The organism is Bradyrhizobium sp. WSM4873, assembly GCF_055811355.1.
The window spans coordinates 52,404-68,401 of the sequence record NZ_JBVVPS010000024.1 but is presented as its reverse complement, the minus strand read 5'-3'; the positions used below and the strand labels follow the sequence as shown (position 1 = coordinate 68,401).

The 15,998-nt window shown below is 64.1% G+C and carries 14 protein-coding genes; 6 read left to right on the top strand and 8 right to left on the bottom strand.

The window, feature by feature from the left end; translation table 11 throughout:
• Positions 1–2 precede the first annotated feature (2 nt).
• The 3 genes from sucC to zapE all read right to left on the bottom strand — a co-directional run bounded on the left by sucC (position 3) and on the right by zapE (position 3,771).
• A complete protein-coding gene (gene sucC / locus AC0L21_RS27050; protein WP_007604323.1) occupies positions 3–1,199 on the bottom strand; it encodes an ADP-forming succinate--CoA ligase subunit beta in 1,197 nt (398 codons plus the stop codon).
• 216 nt (positions 1,200–1,415) lie between these two features.
• Positions 1,416–2,384, bottom strand: coding sequence for a malate dehydrogenase (gene mdh / locus AC0L21_RS27045; protein ID WP_007598869.1), 969 nt, complete (start codon positions 2,382–2,384; stop codon positions 1,416–1,418).
• 202 nt (positions 2,385–2,586) lie between these two features.
• Complete coding sequence (gene zapE / locus AC0L21_RS27040; protein WP_473264764.1) at positions 2,587–3,771, bottom strand: cell division protein ZapE; 1,185 nt, start codon at positions 3,769–3,771, stop codon at positions 2,587–2,589.
• 192 nt (positions 3,772–3,963) lie between these two features.
• Between zapE and AC0L21_RS27035 the strand changes: the two genes are divergently transcribed.
• Both AC0L21_RS27035 and AC0L21_RS27030 read left to right on the top strand, forming a co-directional pair.
• On the top strand, positions 3,964–4,218 hold the full coding sequence (locus AC0L21_RS27035; RefSeq protein ID WP_106945563.1) for a type II toxin-antitoxin system VapB family antitoxin: 255 nt from the start codon (positions 3,964–3,966) through the stop codon (positions 4,216–4,218).
• Positions 4,218–4,622 carry a type II toxin-antitoxin system VapC family toxin gene (locus AC0L21_RS27030; protein ID WP_473264763.1) on the top strand — a complete coding sequence of 135 codons (405 nt, stop codon included), beginning with the start codon at positions 4,218–4,220 and terminating at the stop codon, positions 4,620–4,622. Before AC0L21_RS27035 ends, AC0L21_RS27030 begins: the two co-directional genes overlap by 1 nt.
• A gap of 17 nt (positions 4,623–4,639) precedes the next feature.
• Here AC0L21_RS27030 and thpR read toward each other — a convergent pair whose 3' ends face one another.
• Both thpR and AC0L21_RS27020 read right to left on the bottom strand, forming a co-directional pair.
• The gene (thpR, locus tag AC0L21_RS27025; RefSeq protein WP_007598862.1) at positions 4,640–5,176 is read right to left on the bottom strand and encodes an RNA 2',3'-cyclic phosphodiesterase; all 537 of its coding nucleotides are present in this window, start codon (positions 5,174–5,176) and stop codon (positions 4,640–4,642) included.
• A 175-nt stretch (positions 5,177–5,351) separates the two neighbouring features.
• Positions 5,352–5,999 (bottom strand): arylesterase, encoded by a 648-nt coding sequence (locus AC0L21_RS27020; protein WP_473264804.1) that lies wholly within the window; start codon positions 5,997–5,999, stop codon positions 5,352–5,354.
• Between the two features lie 55 nt (positions 6,000–6,054).
• Here AC0L21_RS27020 and AC0L21_RS27015 point away from each other — a divergent pair, with 55 nt between their 5' ends.
• The 4 genes from AC0L21_RS27015 to AC0L21_RS27000 all read left to right on the top strand — a co-directional run bounded on the left by AC0L21_RS27015 (position 6,055) and on the right by AC0L21_RS27000 (position 11,163).
• On the top strand, positions 6,055–6,777 hold the full coding sequence (locus tag AC0L21_RS27015; protein ID WP_473264761.1) for an ABC transporter ATP-binding protein: 723 nt from the start codon (positions 6,055–6,057) through the stop codon (positions 6,775–6,777).
• Positions 6,774–9,344, top strand: a complete 2,571-nt coding sequence (locus AC0L21_RS27010; RefSeq protein ID WP_473264760.1) for an ABC transporter permease — start codon at positions 6,774–6,776, stop codon at positions 9,342–9,344. Before AC0L21_RS27015 ends, AC0L21_RS27010 begins: the two co-directional genes overlap by 4 nt.
• A gap of 270 nt (positions 9,345–9,614) precedes the next feature.
• Positions 9,615–10,406 carry a Bax inhibitor-1/YccA family protein gene (locus tag AC0L21_RS27005; RefSeq protein ID WP_007598855.1) on the top strand — a complete coding sequence of 264 codons (792 nt, stop codon included), beginning with the start codon at positions 9,615–9,617 and terminating at the stop codon, positions 10,404–10,406.
• Positions 10,407–10,632: 226 nt separating this feature from the next.
• A complete protein-coding gene (locus tag AC0L21_RS27000) occupies positions 10,633–11,163 on the top strand; it encodes a GNAT family N-acetyltransferase (protein ID WP_473264759.1) in 531 nt (176 codons plus the stop codon).
• Positions 11,164–11,216: 53 nt separating this feature from the next.
• Here AC0L21_RS27000 and AC0L21_RS26995 read toward each other — a convergent pair whose 3' ends face one another.
• The 3 genes from AC0L21_RS26995 to acnA all read right to left on the bottom strand — a co-directional run bounded on the left by AC0L21_RS26995 (position 11,217) and on the right by acnA (position 15,861).
• Positions 11,217–11,585, bottom strand: coding sequence for a DUF2794 domain-containing protein (locus AC0L21_RS26995; RefSeq protein ID WP_007598853.1), 369 nt, complete (start codon positions 11,583–11,585; stop codon positions 11,217–11,219).
• A 544-nt stretch (positions 11,586–12,129) separates the two neighbouring features.
• Entirely contained in the window at positions 12,130–12,906 is a 777-nt protein-coding gene (locus AC0L21_RS26990; protein WP_473264758.1) for a DUF1223 domain-containing protein, read from the bottom strand.
• A gap of 234 nt (positions 12,907–13,140) precedes the next feature.
• Positions 13,141–15,861 (bottom strand): aconitate hydratase AcnA, encoded by a 2,721-nt coding sequence (acnA, locus tag AC0L21_RS26985; RefSeq protein ID WP_473264757.1) that lies wholly within the window; start codon positions 15,859–15,861, stop codon positions 13,141–13,143.
• Between the last annotated feature and the right edge of the window lie 137 nt (positions 15,862–15,998).

The window sequence follows — 15,998 nt, the reverse complement described above, 5'->3', positions numbered from 1 at the left end:
CCTCAGCCTCCCTTGACGGCCTTCACGATCTTCTGCGCGGCGTCGTCGAGATTGTCGGCCGGCACCACGTTCAGGCCGGATTCACGGATGATCTTCTTGCCCAGCTCGACATTGGTGCCTTCGAGGCGAACCACCAGCGGCACGCTGAGGCCGACCTCGCGCACGGCGGCCGTGACGCCCTCGGCGATCACGTCGCACTTCATGATGCCGCCGAAGATGTTGACCAGGATGCCCTTCACGTTGGGATCCGCAGTGATGATCTTGAAGGCGGCCGCGACCTTTTCCTTGCTGGCGCTGCCGCCGACGTCGAGGAAGTTCGCCGGCGCCATGCCGTAAAGCTTGATGATGTCCATCGTCGCCATCGCGAGGCCGGCGCCGTTGACCATGCAGCCGATATTGCCGTCGAGGGTGACGTAGTTGAGGTCGTATTTCGACGCCTCGATTTCCTTGGCGTCCTCCTCGGTCTCGTCGCGCAGCGCGAGCACCTCGGGGTGACGGAACAGAGCGTTGTCGTCGAACGACACCTTGGCGTCGAGCACGCGGAGCTGACCCTGCTTGGTCACGACCAGCGGGTTGATCTCCAGCATCGACATGTCCTTGGCGACGAACGCAGCGTAAAGCTGTGCGGTGAGCTTCTCGGCCTGCTTGGCGAGATCGCCGGAGAGTTTTAGCGCGTTCGCGACGGTGCGGCCGTGATGGCCCATGATGCCGGTCGCGGGATCGATCGAGAAGGTCACGATCTTCTCAGGGCTGTTGTGCGCGACGTCCTCGATGTTGACGCCGCCCTCGGTCGAGACGACGAACGAGACACGCGAGGTCTCGCGGTCGACCAGGATCGAGAGGTAGAATTCCTTGTCGATGTCGGAGCCGTCCTCGATGTAGAGGCGGTTGACCTGCTTGCCGGCGGGGCCGGTCTGGATGGTGACGAGCGTGGCGCCGAGCATCTGCTTGGCGAATTCGGAAACCTCCGCGGCCGACTTGGCGATGCGCACGCCGCCCTTGTCGCCAGCCGAGGCTTCCTTGAACTTGCCCTTGCCGCGGCCGCCGGCGTGGATCTGGCTCTTCACGACCCAGACCGGACCCGGGAGGGCCTTTGCCGCCGCGTCCGCATCGGCCGCCTTCAGGACCGGAACGCCCTTGGAGATCGCGACGCCGAACTCGTTCAGCAGCGCTTTGGCCTGATATTCATGGATATTCATATGGTCGCTCCCTGAACCCGCGGGCGGTGACCTCGTAGGCCCACCTCAGTCTTGTGGCTGGCATACCATATACCACAGGAACTGCAACCCGGATTCTCTAACATCGATCTCTGGACTTGCGGACCAGGACCCGCCCCAACCTTAAACAAGGTTTGGCGGACCCCGGAAATGAAACCGCCGAAGACCGGGTTTCGGTCTTCGGCGGAATGTTTGACCTTAGCGGCCCAGAAGGTCGGGTGCGATCTTCTTGCAGGCGTCAACCAGACCCTGCACCGCGCCGACCGACTTGTCGAAGGCTTCGCGGTCCTTGCCGACGAGCTCGATCTCGACGACGCGCTCGACGCCCTTGGAGCCGATCACGACGGGCACGCCGACATACATGTCCTTCACGCCGTATTCGCCGTTCAAATAGGCGGCCGAGGCCAGCACGCGCTTCTTGTCACGCAGATAGCTCTCGGCCATCGCGATCGCGGAAGCCGCCGGCGCGTAGAAGGCCGAGCCGGTCTTGAGCAGGTTGACGATCTCGGCGCCGCCGTTGCGGGTGCGGTCGACGATCTCGTCGAGGCGCGCCTGCGAGGTCCAACCCATCTTGACGAGATCGGGCAGCGGGATGCCGGCGACGGTGGAGTATTTTACCAGCGGCACCATGGTGTCGCCATGGCCGCCCAGCACGAAGGCGGTGACGTCTTCGACCGAAACGTTGAACTCGTCGGCCAGGAAGTAGCGAAAGCGCGACGAATCCAGCACGCCGGCCATGCCGACGACCTTCTTGTGCGGCAGGCCGCTAGCCTTCTGCAACGCCCAGACCATCGCGTCGAGCGGGTTGGTGATGCAGATGACGAAGGCGTCGGGGGCGTACTTCTTGATGCCGGCGCCGACCTGTTCCATGACCTTGAGGTTGATGGAGAGGAGGTCGTCGCGGCTCATGCCGGGCTTGCGCGGCACGCCGGCGGTGACGATGCAGACCTTTGCGTTGTCGAGCGCCTCGTAGGAGTTGGCGCCGGTGTAGTGCGCGTCAAAGCCGTCGACCGGCGAGGACTGCGCGATGTCGAGCGCCTTGCCCTGCGGCACGCCCTCGGCGATGTCGAACATCACCACGTCGCCCAGCTCTTTCAGGCCGATGAGATGAGCCAGCGTTCCGCCGATCTGACCGGAGCCAATCAAAGCAATTTTGTCGCGCGCCATGTGAGCCTGTCCTTTAGACACGTAAGGAGGGGAAAACTGAGACGGGTGGTTATCCCTTTCGCCTCCCCCGTTCAAGTCACGGGTTGCCCAATTGTCGGGCTTGCCGCGTATTCAAGCGGATCCCCGTCATTCCGGGGCTTGGGAAGCGCCGAGCCCGGAATGACAGCGCTGGCAAATAGGACTTAAGTCTCGACCAGACCCTTTAAGTCTCAACCAAACCTTTGGTCGAGCCGCTGGCGGTGGAATCCTTGCGGCCGTGGGGCAGCGCCAAATAGGATTCCGAGCTCATTTCGATCAGGCGCGAGGCGGTGCGCTTGAACTCGTTGGCCTCGTTGCCCTCGTTGGCAAGATAGAGCGAGATCGGGTTGGCATCGGCCGAGGCCATCAGCTTCACGGCATTGTCATAGAGCGTGTCGATCAGCGTGATGAAGCGCTTGGCGGCGTTGCGCTGGGAGATGTCCATCACTGGAATATGGTCGACCAGGATGGTGTGATAATCGTGCGCCAGCCAGAGATAGTCCGATGCCCCGAGCGGCTTCTCGCAGAGATCGGCGAACGCGAAGCGCGCCACGCCGTGGGCCGAGCACGGCACGTGCAGGATGCGGCCCTTGATCGAAATATCCCGCGACTTGCATTTGGCGCCGCCTGACATCTTCGACCAGGCGCGGTCGAGCGCGGCGTCCGCCTCAGTGTCTGCCGGCGTCAGCCACATCGGCACGCCCTGAAGCTTTTCCAGCCGGAAGTCGGTGCGCGCGTCGAGCCGCAGCACGTCCATGTGGTCGGTGATCTGCCTGATGAAGGGAAGGAACAGCGAACGGTTCAGACCACCCTTGTAGAGGTCGTCAGGCGCGACGTTGGAGGTCGCGACCACCACGGTGCCGAGCTCCAGCAGCTTTGCGAACAGGCGGCCGAGGATCATCGCGTCCGCGATGTCGGTGACGTGGAATTCGTCGAAACAGAGCAGCCAGCTCTCCTCGAAGATCGCATGCGCGGTCAGCGCGATGACGTCGCCGTCGGCGATCTCGCCGCGCGCGATGCCCTGGCGAAAATCGTAGATGCGCTCGTGCACCTCGGCCATGAATTCGTGGAAATGCGCGCGCCGCTTGTGCTCGACGGTCGAGTGCTGGAAGAACAGATCCATCAGCATGGTCTTGCCGCGACCGACCTCGCCATGGACGTAGAGCCCGTGCGGCGCCTCGTCCTTGTCGCTGCTGAACAGGCGGCTGAGCAGGCCCTGCTTGCGCGCCGGCTTGTAGTCGGCGAGCCGCTGATCGAGCGCCGCATAGGCGTCGGCAATTTCGGCCTGGGCGGCATCGGGCTCGATCGCGCCGGACGCGATCTGGGCCTGATAGGCCTCGCGAAATGAGGAACTGGGGGTCGAGAGCATGCTCTTTACCGCCAGAGATGAGTGGAAATTGCAACTCCGTATTGGCGCAAAGGCTTATGCGCCCGGCCTTTCGCGGACAGGGTCGCCTGCATGCGTCGAAGCGCGAAGTATGGGCGCTAGGTCGCCACCAGTATCTATTGTTGCGCTCGGCCGGGCTAGAATATACCTATTAAGGCACCCAGGAACCTCGGCATGGCCCTTAGCATCAAAGACCCCGAAACGGAGCAATTGGCGCGGAGTCTGGCGCAATTGACCGGCGAGAACATCACGACGGCGACCAAGCGCGCCATCGAAGAGCGATTACGCCGGCTCGGCGGTCAAGCTCACAAAGACGCGCTGCTTCAAGACATGGCCGAGATCAGGCGGCGCTGGAGCGAAATGCGCGTCTTGGATAACCGCACGCCTGAGGAAATTCTCGGATACGACGCGCATGGATTGCCGCGCTGATGGTGATCGACACATCGGCGATCGTTGCAATTGCGCTCAACGAAGACGATGCAGCGGACATCGAGCGACTGATCGTGAACGATCCGATCCGCCTGATCTCCGCGGCAACGGTGCTTGAAGCGACGATGGTGATCGAGACACGGCTAGGTGACGGGGGCGGGCGCGAGTTCGATCTCTGGCTCGTCAAGATCGGCGCCGAGATCGTGCCGGTCGATGCACGACAAGCCGATGCGGCACGGCGCGCCTGGCGTCGCTACGGCAAGGGACGTCACGCCGCGTCGCTGAACTATGGCGACTGCTTTTCCTACGCGCTAGCGACGACTCGCAGTGAGCCGCTGCTGTTCAAGGGCGCGGACTTCGCGAAGACCGACGTCGCCCGACCCGGCGTGGCCCCGCCGCGATAGCGCGACGCAACGAAGACTCACTCACACAGCTCGTACGCGTCTTCGACCACATACGGGCCGCCGCCGGTGGAGGCGCGGGACGAGAACAGCACGAACCGTTCGGCCGTGAACGCCTTGCTGGGAAAATAGCCGCGCAGCGAGAGATAGTCGGCGACGTCACGGTCGGTGGCGTCGTGCAGACGGGCCAGCGTGACATGCGGGATGAACTTGCGGCCTTCCGGGTCGAGGCCGATCCGCTGCATCAGGCGCTCGAGCTCGGCCTGCAATTCCATCAGCGGCTTGCTCGGCACGATGGTGGCGACCACCGCGCGCGGCTTGCGTCCGCCGAAACTCTGCAAACCCTGCACCTTCACCTCGAACGGCTTGCGGTCGACGCGAAACAGCATCGAGGCGATTTCGTTGGCGGACATGCCATCGATATTGCCGATGAAGCGCAGTGTGACGTGGTAATTTTCGGGATCGATCCAGCGGGCGCCGGGAAGGCCGCCCCGCAAATTGGAAAGCGACTGGCCAATCTCGGCCGGAATTTCCAGACCAGTGAACAAACGCGGCATCGTTTCGCACTCCCGATGCTTGGGCATGATCCCATGGGAAAGATCATATCCAAATTTTAGAGCCGGCGACGAATCACCGGTACCTCAATTCCTATCGCAGTTGTGTGACTCTGCGAAGCATCGCGCGCCTCACCCCGGTAAAACCCTGGGAATTACGGTCGGCGTTGCCTGCTTTTCAACGCCGTTGCTCAGCTATGGTGCCAAGAAATGCCTCAACCGTGGGCAAGATATTCCTGACGATGATATCGACGCCGGGCGCGGTCGGATGAATGCCGTCGGCCTGGTTGAGTTTGGCATCGGCCGCGACACCGTCGAGAAAAAACGGATAGAGCGGCACGCCGAATTTCTTCGCCAGATCCGGATAAATCGAATTGAAGCGCGCGGCATAATCCGCGCCGTAATTCGGCGGCGCCAGCATGCCGCACAGCATCACCGCGATCTTGCGCGCCTTGAGGCGCTGGACGATCTCGGTGAGCGCGGCGCGGGTCAAACCGGGATCGATGCCGCGCAGCGCATCGTTGGCGCCGAGCTCGATGATCACACCGTCGGTTCCCTCGGGGACCGACCAGTCGAGCCGGTCACGGCCACCCGAGGAGGTGTCGCCGGATACCCCGGCATTGGTCATGTCGACCGCTATGCCTTTGTCTTGCAAAGATTTTTGAAGTTTTGTGGGGAACGCTTCCGGGGCCTGGAGGCCGAGGCCGGCGCTCAAGGAATCGCCGAGAACCACCAGCTTGATCGGTTTCGCCGCCTCGGCCCATGCGGGAGCCCACGCCGGATTTGCGACCGTCATCAAAGCGAACATCAACACGGCTATGTGCATGAACAATCCGTAACGCCTCTCGACCGCGCGTGCGGAGTTGCCATATGACCGGACCATGGACACTCGCATCTCTTCCTCTTCGCTCGCCGACGTTTCGGCGGACACCATCGCCATCTCCAACGTCAATCTGTCATTGGGTACGGGCGCGGCACGCGTTCACATTCTCAAGGATATCAGCCTGCGCGTGGGCCGGAGCGAGACGATCGGCCTGATCGGCCCGTCAGGCTCGGGCAAATCCACGCTGCTGATGGTGATGGCGGGGCTGGAACGTCCTGATAGTGGAGAGGTGGTGGTCAGCGGCACGCCTTTCAATGCCCTCGACGAGGACGCGCTGGCCCGCTTCCGCGGCCGCCAGGTCGGCATCGTCTTCCAGTCCTTCCATCTGATCCCGACCATGACCGCGCTGGAGAACGTCGCGGTGCCGCTCGAGCTTGCGGGCAATCCCGACGCCGCAAGGCGCGCGGCGCAGGAGCTGCAATCGGTCGGGCTCGGCGACCGTCTGCATCATTATCCGACGCAGCTCTCCGGCGGCGAGCAGCAGCGCGTCGCGCTGGCCCGCGCGCTGGCACCCGATCCCGCTATCCTCGTGGCCGACGAGCCGACCGGCAATCTCGACGAAGCCACGGGACAACAGATCGTCGACCTCCTGTTCAGCAAGCATGCCGAGCGCGGCATGACGCTGGTGCTGGTCACGCACGATTCCTCGCTCGCGCATCGCTGCGATCGCGTGATCCGCCTGCGCTCCGGCCGCATCGACACGCAGTCGGCGCCGGCATGAGCATCGCTGCCGAACCGTTCGCGAAGCCCAACGGCATCGCGCTGTCGCTGCGCTACGCGCTGCGCGAATTGCGCGGCGGCCTGCGCGGCTTCTACGTCTTCATTGCCTGCATCGCGCTCGGCGTCATGGCCATCGCGGGCGTCGGCTCGGTCTCCGCCAGCCTGAGCGACGGCCTCGCCCGCGAGGGCCGTACGCTGCTCGGCGGCGACGTGTCGTTCGTCCTGTTTCAGCGTGAAGCAAAGCCGGAGGAAGTCGCCTTCCTGCGTTCGCGCGGCACCGTCTCGAGCGCCGCCACTCTGCGCGGCATGGCGCGCTCGGCCGAGGGCAAGCTGGCGCTGGTCGAGATGAAGGCGGTCGACGACACCTATCCGATGTTGGGCCAGTTGACGCTGGCGCCACCGCTGCCGATGTCCGACCTGCTCGCGGAGCGCGACGGCGCGTTCGGCGCGGCCGCCGATCCGACGCTGCTGGCGCGGCTGTCGCTCAAGACCGGCGATCGCGTCACCGTGGGGTCTGCCACGTTCCAGATCCGCAGCGCCGTCGAAGCCGAGCCCGACAAGCTCGCCGGCGGCATCGGCTTCGGCCCGCGTTTCCTGATCAGCGAAGCGGGCCTTCGCGCCACAGGGCTGGTCCAGCCCGGCAGCCTGGTGCGCTGGGTCTACCGTGTGAAGCTGCCGGAGATCGCCAATAGCGAGCGCGCCACCGATGCCTTCATCGCGGACGCGCGCAACGCCGCGCCGCAGGCCGGCTGGGAGGTCCGCAGCCGCTCCAATGCCTCGCCGCAGCTCGAACGCAACATCAACCGCTTCACGCAGTTCCTGACGCTGGTCGGCCTCGCCGCGCTGCTGGTCGGCGGCGTCGGCGTCGCCAATGCCGTCAAGGCCCATATCGACCACAAGCTCGAGGTGATCGCGGCCTTCAAGGCCGTCGGCGCCACGGGGCGCGACGTGTTCGGCATCTATCTCGCCCAGGTTCTCCTGCTCGCCGCGATCGGGTCGCTGATCGGCCTCGCGCTCGGCGCCGCCATGCCTTTCGCGATCGTCGGCCTGTTCGGCACGCTGCTGCCGCTGCCGGTGGTGCCGGCGGTGCATGCCGACGAACTCGCGCTGTCGTTCGTCTACGGGCTGCTCACGGCGCTTGCCTTCGGCCTGTGGCCGCTCGGCCGCGTGCACGACGTGCCGGTGGCCGCCCTGTTCCGCGACAACATCAGCTCCGAATGGCATCGGCCACGCTGGAGTTATCTCGTCTTCATGGCTGTCGTGATCGCGCTGCTCATCGCTGTCGTGATCGGGCTGTCCTTCGACAAGCGCGTCGCCGCGGTGTTCGTGGCCTCCTCCGTGGTCGTGTTCGCGCTGCTGCGCGGCATCGCCGCCCTGCTGATGACCATCGCCCGGCGGCTGCCGCGCACGCGGTGGCCGATGCTGCGACTTGCGATTGCCAACATCCACCGGCCGGGCGCGCTGACGCCCTCGGTCGTGCTGTCGTTGGGGCTCGGACTGGCCGTGCTCGTCACCATCACCCAGATCGACGGCAATCTGCGCCGGCAGTTCCTGGCGGCGCTGCCCGAGCACGCACCGTCGTTCTTCTTCATCGACATTCCGAGCACGCAGGCCGAGCAGTTCGACACGTATCTGCGCCAGATCGCCCCCGGCGCGAAGGTCGATGACGTGCCGATGCTGCGCGGGCGCATCGTCGGAGCCCGTGGGGTCCGCGCCGAGGAGCTCAAGCCCAGCACCGATTCCGAGTGGGTGCTGCAGAGCGACCGTGGCCTGACCTATACCGCCGAGCTGCCGAAAGGCTCCAAGGTGGTCGAGGGCGAGTGGTGGAGCGCCGATTATGCCGGCCCGCCGCTGGTTTCGATGGAGAAGAAGATCGCGGACGGACTCGGCCTGAAGCTCGGCGACGAGGTCGTGGTCAATATCCTCGGCCGCGACATCCCCGCGAAGATCAGCAATCTGCGCAGCATCGACTGGCAGGGCCTCGGCATCAATTTCGTCCTCGTGTTTTCGCCGAACGCATTCAAGGGCGCGCCGCACACCCACATCGCGACGCTGACGGAAGCCGGCGGCGATGCGGTCGGCGACGGCAAGATCATCAGGGAGGTCGCTGACGCCTATCCGATGGTGACGAGCGTGCGCGTGCGCGAGGTGATGGAGACGGTCGGCTCGGTCGTGACCAACCTGGCGCTGGCGATCCGCGGCGCCAGCGCGGTGACCCTGATCTCGGCGATCCTGGTGTTGGGCGGCGCGCTCGCCGCCGGCCATCGTCACCGGGTCTACGATGCGGTGATCCTCAAGACGCTGGGCGCGACCCGGCTGCGGCTGCTCGGCGCCTATGCGCTCGAATACCTCCTGATCGGACTTGTCACCGCGGTGTTCGGCGTCCTAGCCGGCAGCGTCGCGGCCTGGATGATCGTGACCCGGCTGATGACCCTCACTTTCGTCTGGCAGGGCGGCAGCGCCGCCGGCGTGGTCGCGGCTGCCTTGGTCGTCACGGTCGGCCTCGGGCTCGCCGGCACGCTGCTGGCATTGAACAAAAAGCCCGCCACGGTGTTGCGGAATTTGTGACAAATGGTAGCGGGCGGCGGCACGGGAGCGGAATCGCACGATTCCAGCGATTAACCACGTCCGCTCGCCAGGATTGCAGGGAAGGGCGACATTCAGCCGCGCGTGGACGGTTGCAGCGGATGTGTTAGTTTCCCACATATCGAGTGGGTTCGGAGCCCCGATTGTTAGCCAAAATTTAGTCGGCAGACATCGGTATCCGAGATAGAGTTTGACGAACCGGCGGCATGGCGACCCTCATGCCGGACCGGACCAACCAACGGGAATTCGACCATGTCGGACCTAGACCGCAATTACGCTTCTCCTTTCGGCAGGGCCGCCGGGCGTGTTGACGCCGCGACGGTCGATGCCGGCCTGCGCGCCTACATGCTGCGCATCTACAACTACATGAGCATTGGCCTGGCCATCACCGGCCTTGCCGCGCTCGGCGTCTACATGGCCGCCGTGACGGACGTTCCGACCCCGGAAGCCGTCCGCGTCGGCAAGCTGTTCCTGACGCCGTTCGGCTACGCGATGTTCGTCAGCCCCCTGAAGTGGCTGTTCATGCTCGCGCCGCTCGCCATGGTGTTCGTGATCTCGGCGGGCATCAACCGTCTCGCTCCCTCGACCGCCCAGATCCTGTTCTGGGTGTTCGCGGCGCTGATGGGCGTCTCGCTGTCCTCGATCTTCCTGGTGTTCACGCACACCTCGATCGTGCGGGTGTTCTTCATCACCGCGGCGACCTTCGGCGCGCTCAGCCTCTACGGCTACACCACCAAGCGTGACATGAGCGGAATGGGTTCGTTCCTGTTCATGGGCCTGATCGGCATCGTCATCGCGAGCCTGGTGAACCTGTTCCTGGCGAGCTCGGTGCTGCAGTTCGTCGTGTCGGTGGTCGGCGTGCTGGTGTTCGCGGGCCTCACCGCGTGGGATACCCAGCGGCTGAAGAACGACTACATCTACGGCTACGCCTCGGCCGGCGGTGACATCGCAGAGCGTGCGGCCATCACCGGCGCGCTGTCGCTGTACCTGAACTTCATCAACCTGTTCACGCTGCTCCTGCAGCTGCTCGGCCAGCGCGACTAAGCGTCAGACCAGAGCGAACGACACCAGCCCCGGCCGAAAGGCCGGGGTTTTTGTTTGGGCGTGATGTTCCCTCAACCACCGTCATTGCGAGGAGCTCTTGCGCCGAAGCAATCCAGAGTCCCTCCCACGGACGCATTTCTGGATTGCTTCGCTTCGCTCGCAATGACGACGTGGAGAGGCCGTTTCGCCTCTTCCAGCGGTCCCGGTAAGGCTTTAATCTTGCCCCATGTCCGCACCCGAAATCAGGCCCACCCTTGAGGCCGACCTCCCCGCCATCACCGCCATCTATCAGCAAGCCGTCCGCGAGGGCACCGCGACGTTCGAGCTGGAGCCGCCTGACCTTACCGAGATGACGCGCCGCTACCGCACGCTGATCGACGGCGGCTATCCCTATTTCGTCGCCATCCTCGACGGGCGCGTCGCCGGCTACGCCTATGCCGGTGCCTACCGGCCACGGCCGGCCTACCGCTTCACGGTCGAGAACTCGATCTATCTCGATCCGTCCTTCCACCGCCGCGGCATCGGGGCGCTCCTGCTGGAGCGGCTGATCATCGAATGCGAGGCGCGCGGCTTTCGCCAGATGATTGCCGTGATCGGCGATTCCGCCAATGCCGGTTCGATCGGCGTGCACACCAAGGGCGGCTTCAAGATGATCGGCACGCATCCCAGCGTCGGGCTGAAATTCGGCCGCTGGCTGGACACGGTGATGATGCAGCGCGATCTTGGTCAGGGCGCGACTACGGTGCCGGAGAAGTAGGGTTCAGCTCTTGTAGCCCGGATGGAGCGCAGCGAAATCCGGGCTACGAAACGCTACACCACCGCCAGCTTGCGATCGATCACCAGCAGCACGCGCTCCAGCTCGTGGCCGCGGCGCAGGATCAAGCCCGTCGCCGAGATCACGCTGTACATGCCCTGCTTGCGCGCAAGGCGCGGATCCTTTTCGATACGATAGATCGGCACTTCCGAGGCGCGGCGAAAGACCGAGAACACAGCGCGATCCCTGAGGAAGTCGATGGCGTAGTCGCGCCACTCGCCGTCCGCGACCATCCGGCCGTACAGATTGAGAATACGGTGCAGCTCGAGCCGGTTGAACGTCACCCGGCTCAGTTGCGCATTCGAAGCGGCGGGGCGCGCCGCCGCGCGCTGTTCGCTCGGATCGGCATCCTCCGACAGACTCATAGGCCGCCTCCTGTCGCATCAGCATGACCGCGTCCGCGAAGACCGTCCCCGGAACCGCGGATCATGACAGTTGCATGATCGCGCCAACTGTTCCCCACCGCAAGGCCCTCGAAAGGGCTCTGGAATCCGGAGCAATCCGCATACACGCAGCGGTGGAACTCTGTCGCGGCAAACCGTCACGGGATCGTTAGCAGGAATCATAGTGTCGCCGCTTTTCCGCCAAGCGACTGCCGCCCTGCATTGCGAAAAGACCTATGTGCGTTGACCCGGTCCTTTCGGTTCCGGATTCCTCAGCCCCCAGCCCCCCGGGGCCGTCAGGATCGGGTCTGTTCGCACGACAAGGAGGGCCAACGCGAGTTGGTCCTTTTTTGTTTGTGTCGGGATGTTTCTCACTCGCTGTCATTCCGGGGCGCTCCTCTTGGCGCGAGCCCGGAATCCATTTCTCAGCTCGGATGGTGGATCGATGGATTCCGGGTTCGCGCTTCGCGCGCCCCGGAATGACGAGAGACAAGTTGTCTTGAGATGATCTTGAGCACGCTGCGCGTCAGTGCAGCGACGTATACGCCGCGCCTAGCATCGGCCCCGGCTTTTCCCGGCTGCCGTCCTGGACATAGACCACGGCACCGTCGACGCCGTCGCGCGTGAGGTTCTCGATCGGCACCGTCCAGCTTTCCGGGCGGCCGGTCCAGTCGCCGACCTTCAGCAGGTTGCGCACCACGTTGTGATAGATCACCTGCTGTCCGCGATTTTCGCCGCGGCTGATCGCGATCGGCACCGACTTCGCAATCGAGCAGATCCAGACCTCGCCGTGGGACGCCGTCGGCTCGTTGCTCGCGGCCACCGAGACGTTGATCTGCTTGCCCGCGAGCGACATCGTCACCGGCACGCTCATCACGCCCGTGCCCTTGTCGGTTTTGCCGATGGCGCTTTCGATGCCGGTGCGGTCGCTGCCGACGACATGCGTGGAGCCGTTCACCACGACCTGCGGCGTGTAGACTTCGCGGTCGCCGCGCATGCGTGAATAGGCACGCTGCCGTGCAGAGAAGCGCGAATCGGCCAATGTGTCCTTCCAGCCGAGATAGTCCCAATAGTCGATCGGCATGCTCAGCGCGATGATCGAGGGATCGCGGGAGAGGTCGCCGATGATCTTGTCGGCCGGCGGGCAGGAGGAGCAGCCCTGCGAGGTAAACAATTCGACAACGGCGCGGGGATCAGCTTCGGCAGGACGAATGACGGCGACGATAGCACAGAGACCAAGGGCTCCCGACCAGAGGGCGCCGGACCAGCGTGAAACCAGATGAGAAGCCGTCATTATTGTCATGTCGAACGCCGCACACCATTGCTCGTGAGAGGGAAATCTTACCGCCGGATGGTCACCGTAGTCTTACGGGCCTCGCACTTTCGTCCGCCAAAGTAACCGTCCAAAGCGTGAGGTTCTCCGCCGGGCGGGCCCATCTGAAGCCTGCCGCAAACGCGTGAAGGCGGCCTTGTGATAGGCCGCCTTCGTGTAACCTACTACTCACTTCGCAGTGAGCCACCGTTCACAAGTCCGCGCTTACGCCGCGAGCTTGCGCAGCACGTAGTGCAGGATGCCGCCGTTGCGGTAGTATTCGAGCTCGTCCAGCGTATCGATGCGGCAGAGCAGCGAAACGCGCTGCAGCGAACCGTCGCCGGAGACGATCTCCGCGGTCAGCTTCTGGCGCGGCTTGAGCTCTCCGACGAGGCCGCGCAGCGTGACCTTCTCGTCGCCCTTCAGGCCGAGCGACGACCAAGAGGTGCCGTCCTCGAAGGTCAGCGGCAGCACGCCCATGCCGACCAGGTTGGAGCGGTGGATGCGCTCGAAGCTCTGGCAGATCACGGCACGGACGCCGAGCAGACGGGTGCCCTTCGCGGCCCAGTCGCGCGAGGAGCCATTGCCGTATTCGGCGCCGGCGAACACCACCAATGGCACCTGCTCCTGCTGATATTTCATCGCGGCGTCGTAGATCGACATCTGCTCGCCGTCGGGCCAGTGCTTGGTGAGACCGCCTTCCGGAATATTGCCGTCGGCGCCCTTCAGCATGAAGTTCTTGATGCGGATGTTGGCGAAGGTGCCGCGCATCATGACTTCGTGGTTGCCGCGGCGCGTGCCGTACTGATTGAAGTCGGCCGGACGCACCTGGTGCTCGCTGAGATATTTGCCCGCGGGCGAGGTGAGCTTGATCGAACCGGCCGGCGAGATGTGGTCGGTGGTGATCTTGTCGCCGAACATGGCGAGGATGCGGGCCTCGACGATGTCGGTGACCGGCTCCGGCTCCTTCTTCATGCCTTCGAAATAGGGCGGGTTCTGCACATAGGTCGAACTCATGTTCCAGCGATAGGTCTCGCTCTCGACGGTCTTGATCTTGCGCCAGTTGGTGTCGCCCTTGAACACGTCGGCATACTTTTTCTTGAAGATCGACGCGGTCACGAACTTCTTCATGAAGGCGTTGATCTCCTTGGTCGTCGGCCAGATGTCCTTGAGGTACACCGGCTTGCCGTCCTTGCCTTCACCGAGGGGCTCGACGGCGAGGTTCTTGGTGACGGTGCCCGCGAGCGCGTGGGCGACCACGAGCGGCGGCGAGGCCAGATAGTTCGCCTGCACGTCCGGCGAGACGCGGCCTTCGAAGTTGCGGTTGCCGGAGAGCACGGCAGCCGCGACGATGCCGTTGTCGTTGATCGACTTCGAGATCTCCTCGGGCAGCGGACCGGAATTGCCGATGCAGGTGGTGCAGCCGAAGCCGACCAGGTTGAAGCCGACCTTGTCGAGATCGGCCTGGAGACCGGAATCGGCGAGATAGGCCGCCACCACCTGGCTGCCCGGGGCCAGCGAGGTCTTCACCCACGGCTTTGCCTTGAGGCCCTTCGCGGCGGCGTTGCGCGCCAGCAGACCGGCGCCGATCAGCACGCTCGGGTTCGAGGTGTTGGTGCAGGAGGTGATCGCGGCGATCACGACGTCACCATGGCCGATGTCGAACTTCTTGCCGTCGACGGCAAAGCGCTTCGCCGGCTCCTCGGCCTTCTTGTATTCGCTGGCGAGCGCGAGCGAGAAGCCCTCGGCCACGGACGGCAGCGCAATCCGGCCCTCGGGGCGCTTCGGACCGGCCATCGACGGCACGACGTCACCGAGGTCGAGCGTCAGCGTCTCCGTGAACACCGGATCGGCCGACTTGGCGGTGCGGAACAGCCCTTGCGCCTTCGCATAGGCCTGCACCAGCGCGACGCGCGCCGAGGCGCGGCCGGAGGTCTTGAGATAATCGAGTGCAGCGGCATCGACCGGGAAGAAGCCGCAGGTCGCGCCATATTCGGGCGCCATGTTGGCGATGGTCGCCTTGTCGGCGACCGAGAGATGGTCGAGGCCGGGGCCGAAGAATTCGACGAACTTGCCGACCACGCCGAGCTTGCGCAGCATCTGCGTCACGGTCAGCACGAGGTCGGTCGCGGTGACGCCTTCCTTCATCGCGCCCTTCAGCTTGAAGCCGACGACGTTGGGCAGCAGCATCGACAGCGGCTGACCGAGCATGCAGGCTTCCGCCTCGATGCCGCCGACGCCCCAGCCGAGCACGGCGAGACCGTTGACCATGGTGGTGTGGGAATCGGTGCCGACCAGCGAGTCGGGATAGGCGACCTCGAAGGTGCCGGTCTTCTTGCCGACCGTCATCTTCTCCTTCTTGGTCCAGACCGTCTGGGAGAGATATTCGAGATTGACCTGGTGGCAGATGCCGGTGCCGGGCGGCACGACGGAGAAGTTCGAGAACGCCTTCTGGCCCCATTTCAGGAACTCGTAGCGCTCCTGGTTCTGCTTGTATTCCTCCGTGACGTTCTTGCCGAAGGCCTTGTTGTCACCGAAGAAGTTCACGATCACGGAGTGGTCGATGACGAGGTCGACCGGCACCAGCGGATTGATCTTCTCGGCATCGCCGCCGAGCTTCTGCATCGCGTTGCGCATCGCGGCGAGGTCGACCACGGCGGGAACGCCGGTGAAGTCCTGCATCAGCACGCGCGCCGGGCGGAAGGCGATCTCATGCTCCAGCGACTTCTTGCGCAGCCATTTCGACACCGCGACGATGTCTGCCTTCTTGACCGAGCGGCCGTCCTCGTTGCGGAGCAGGTTCTCGAGCAAAACCTTCATCGAGTAGGGGAGTTTCGAAATTCCCTTCAGACCATTCTTCTCGGCCGTGGGCAGGCTGTAATAGACATAGGTCTTGGCGCCGACCTTGAGGGTCTTTTTGCATTTGAAGCTGTCGAGCGAGGTCATGTAGGAAATCCCAATTGTTAGTTATACCCGGCAGGGTATTTTAACACCGTCAGCGTAGGCAGGCTGAGTCGCTTGCAGGGGCAGGTTGAGTTGCTGCATCAAGTAGTTCCGGGCTTATAGAAGCTTTCTAACCGGGC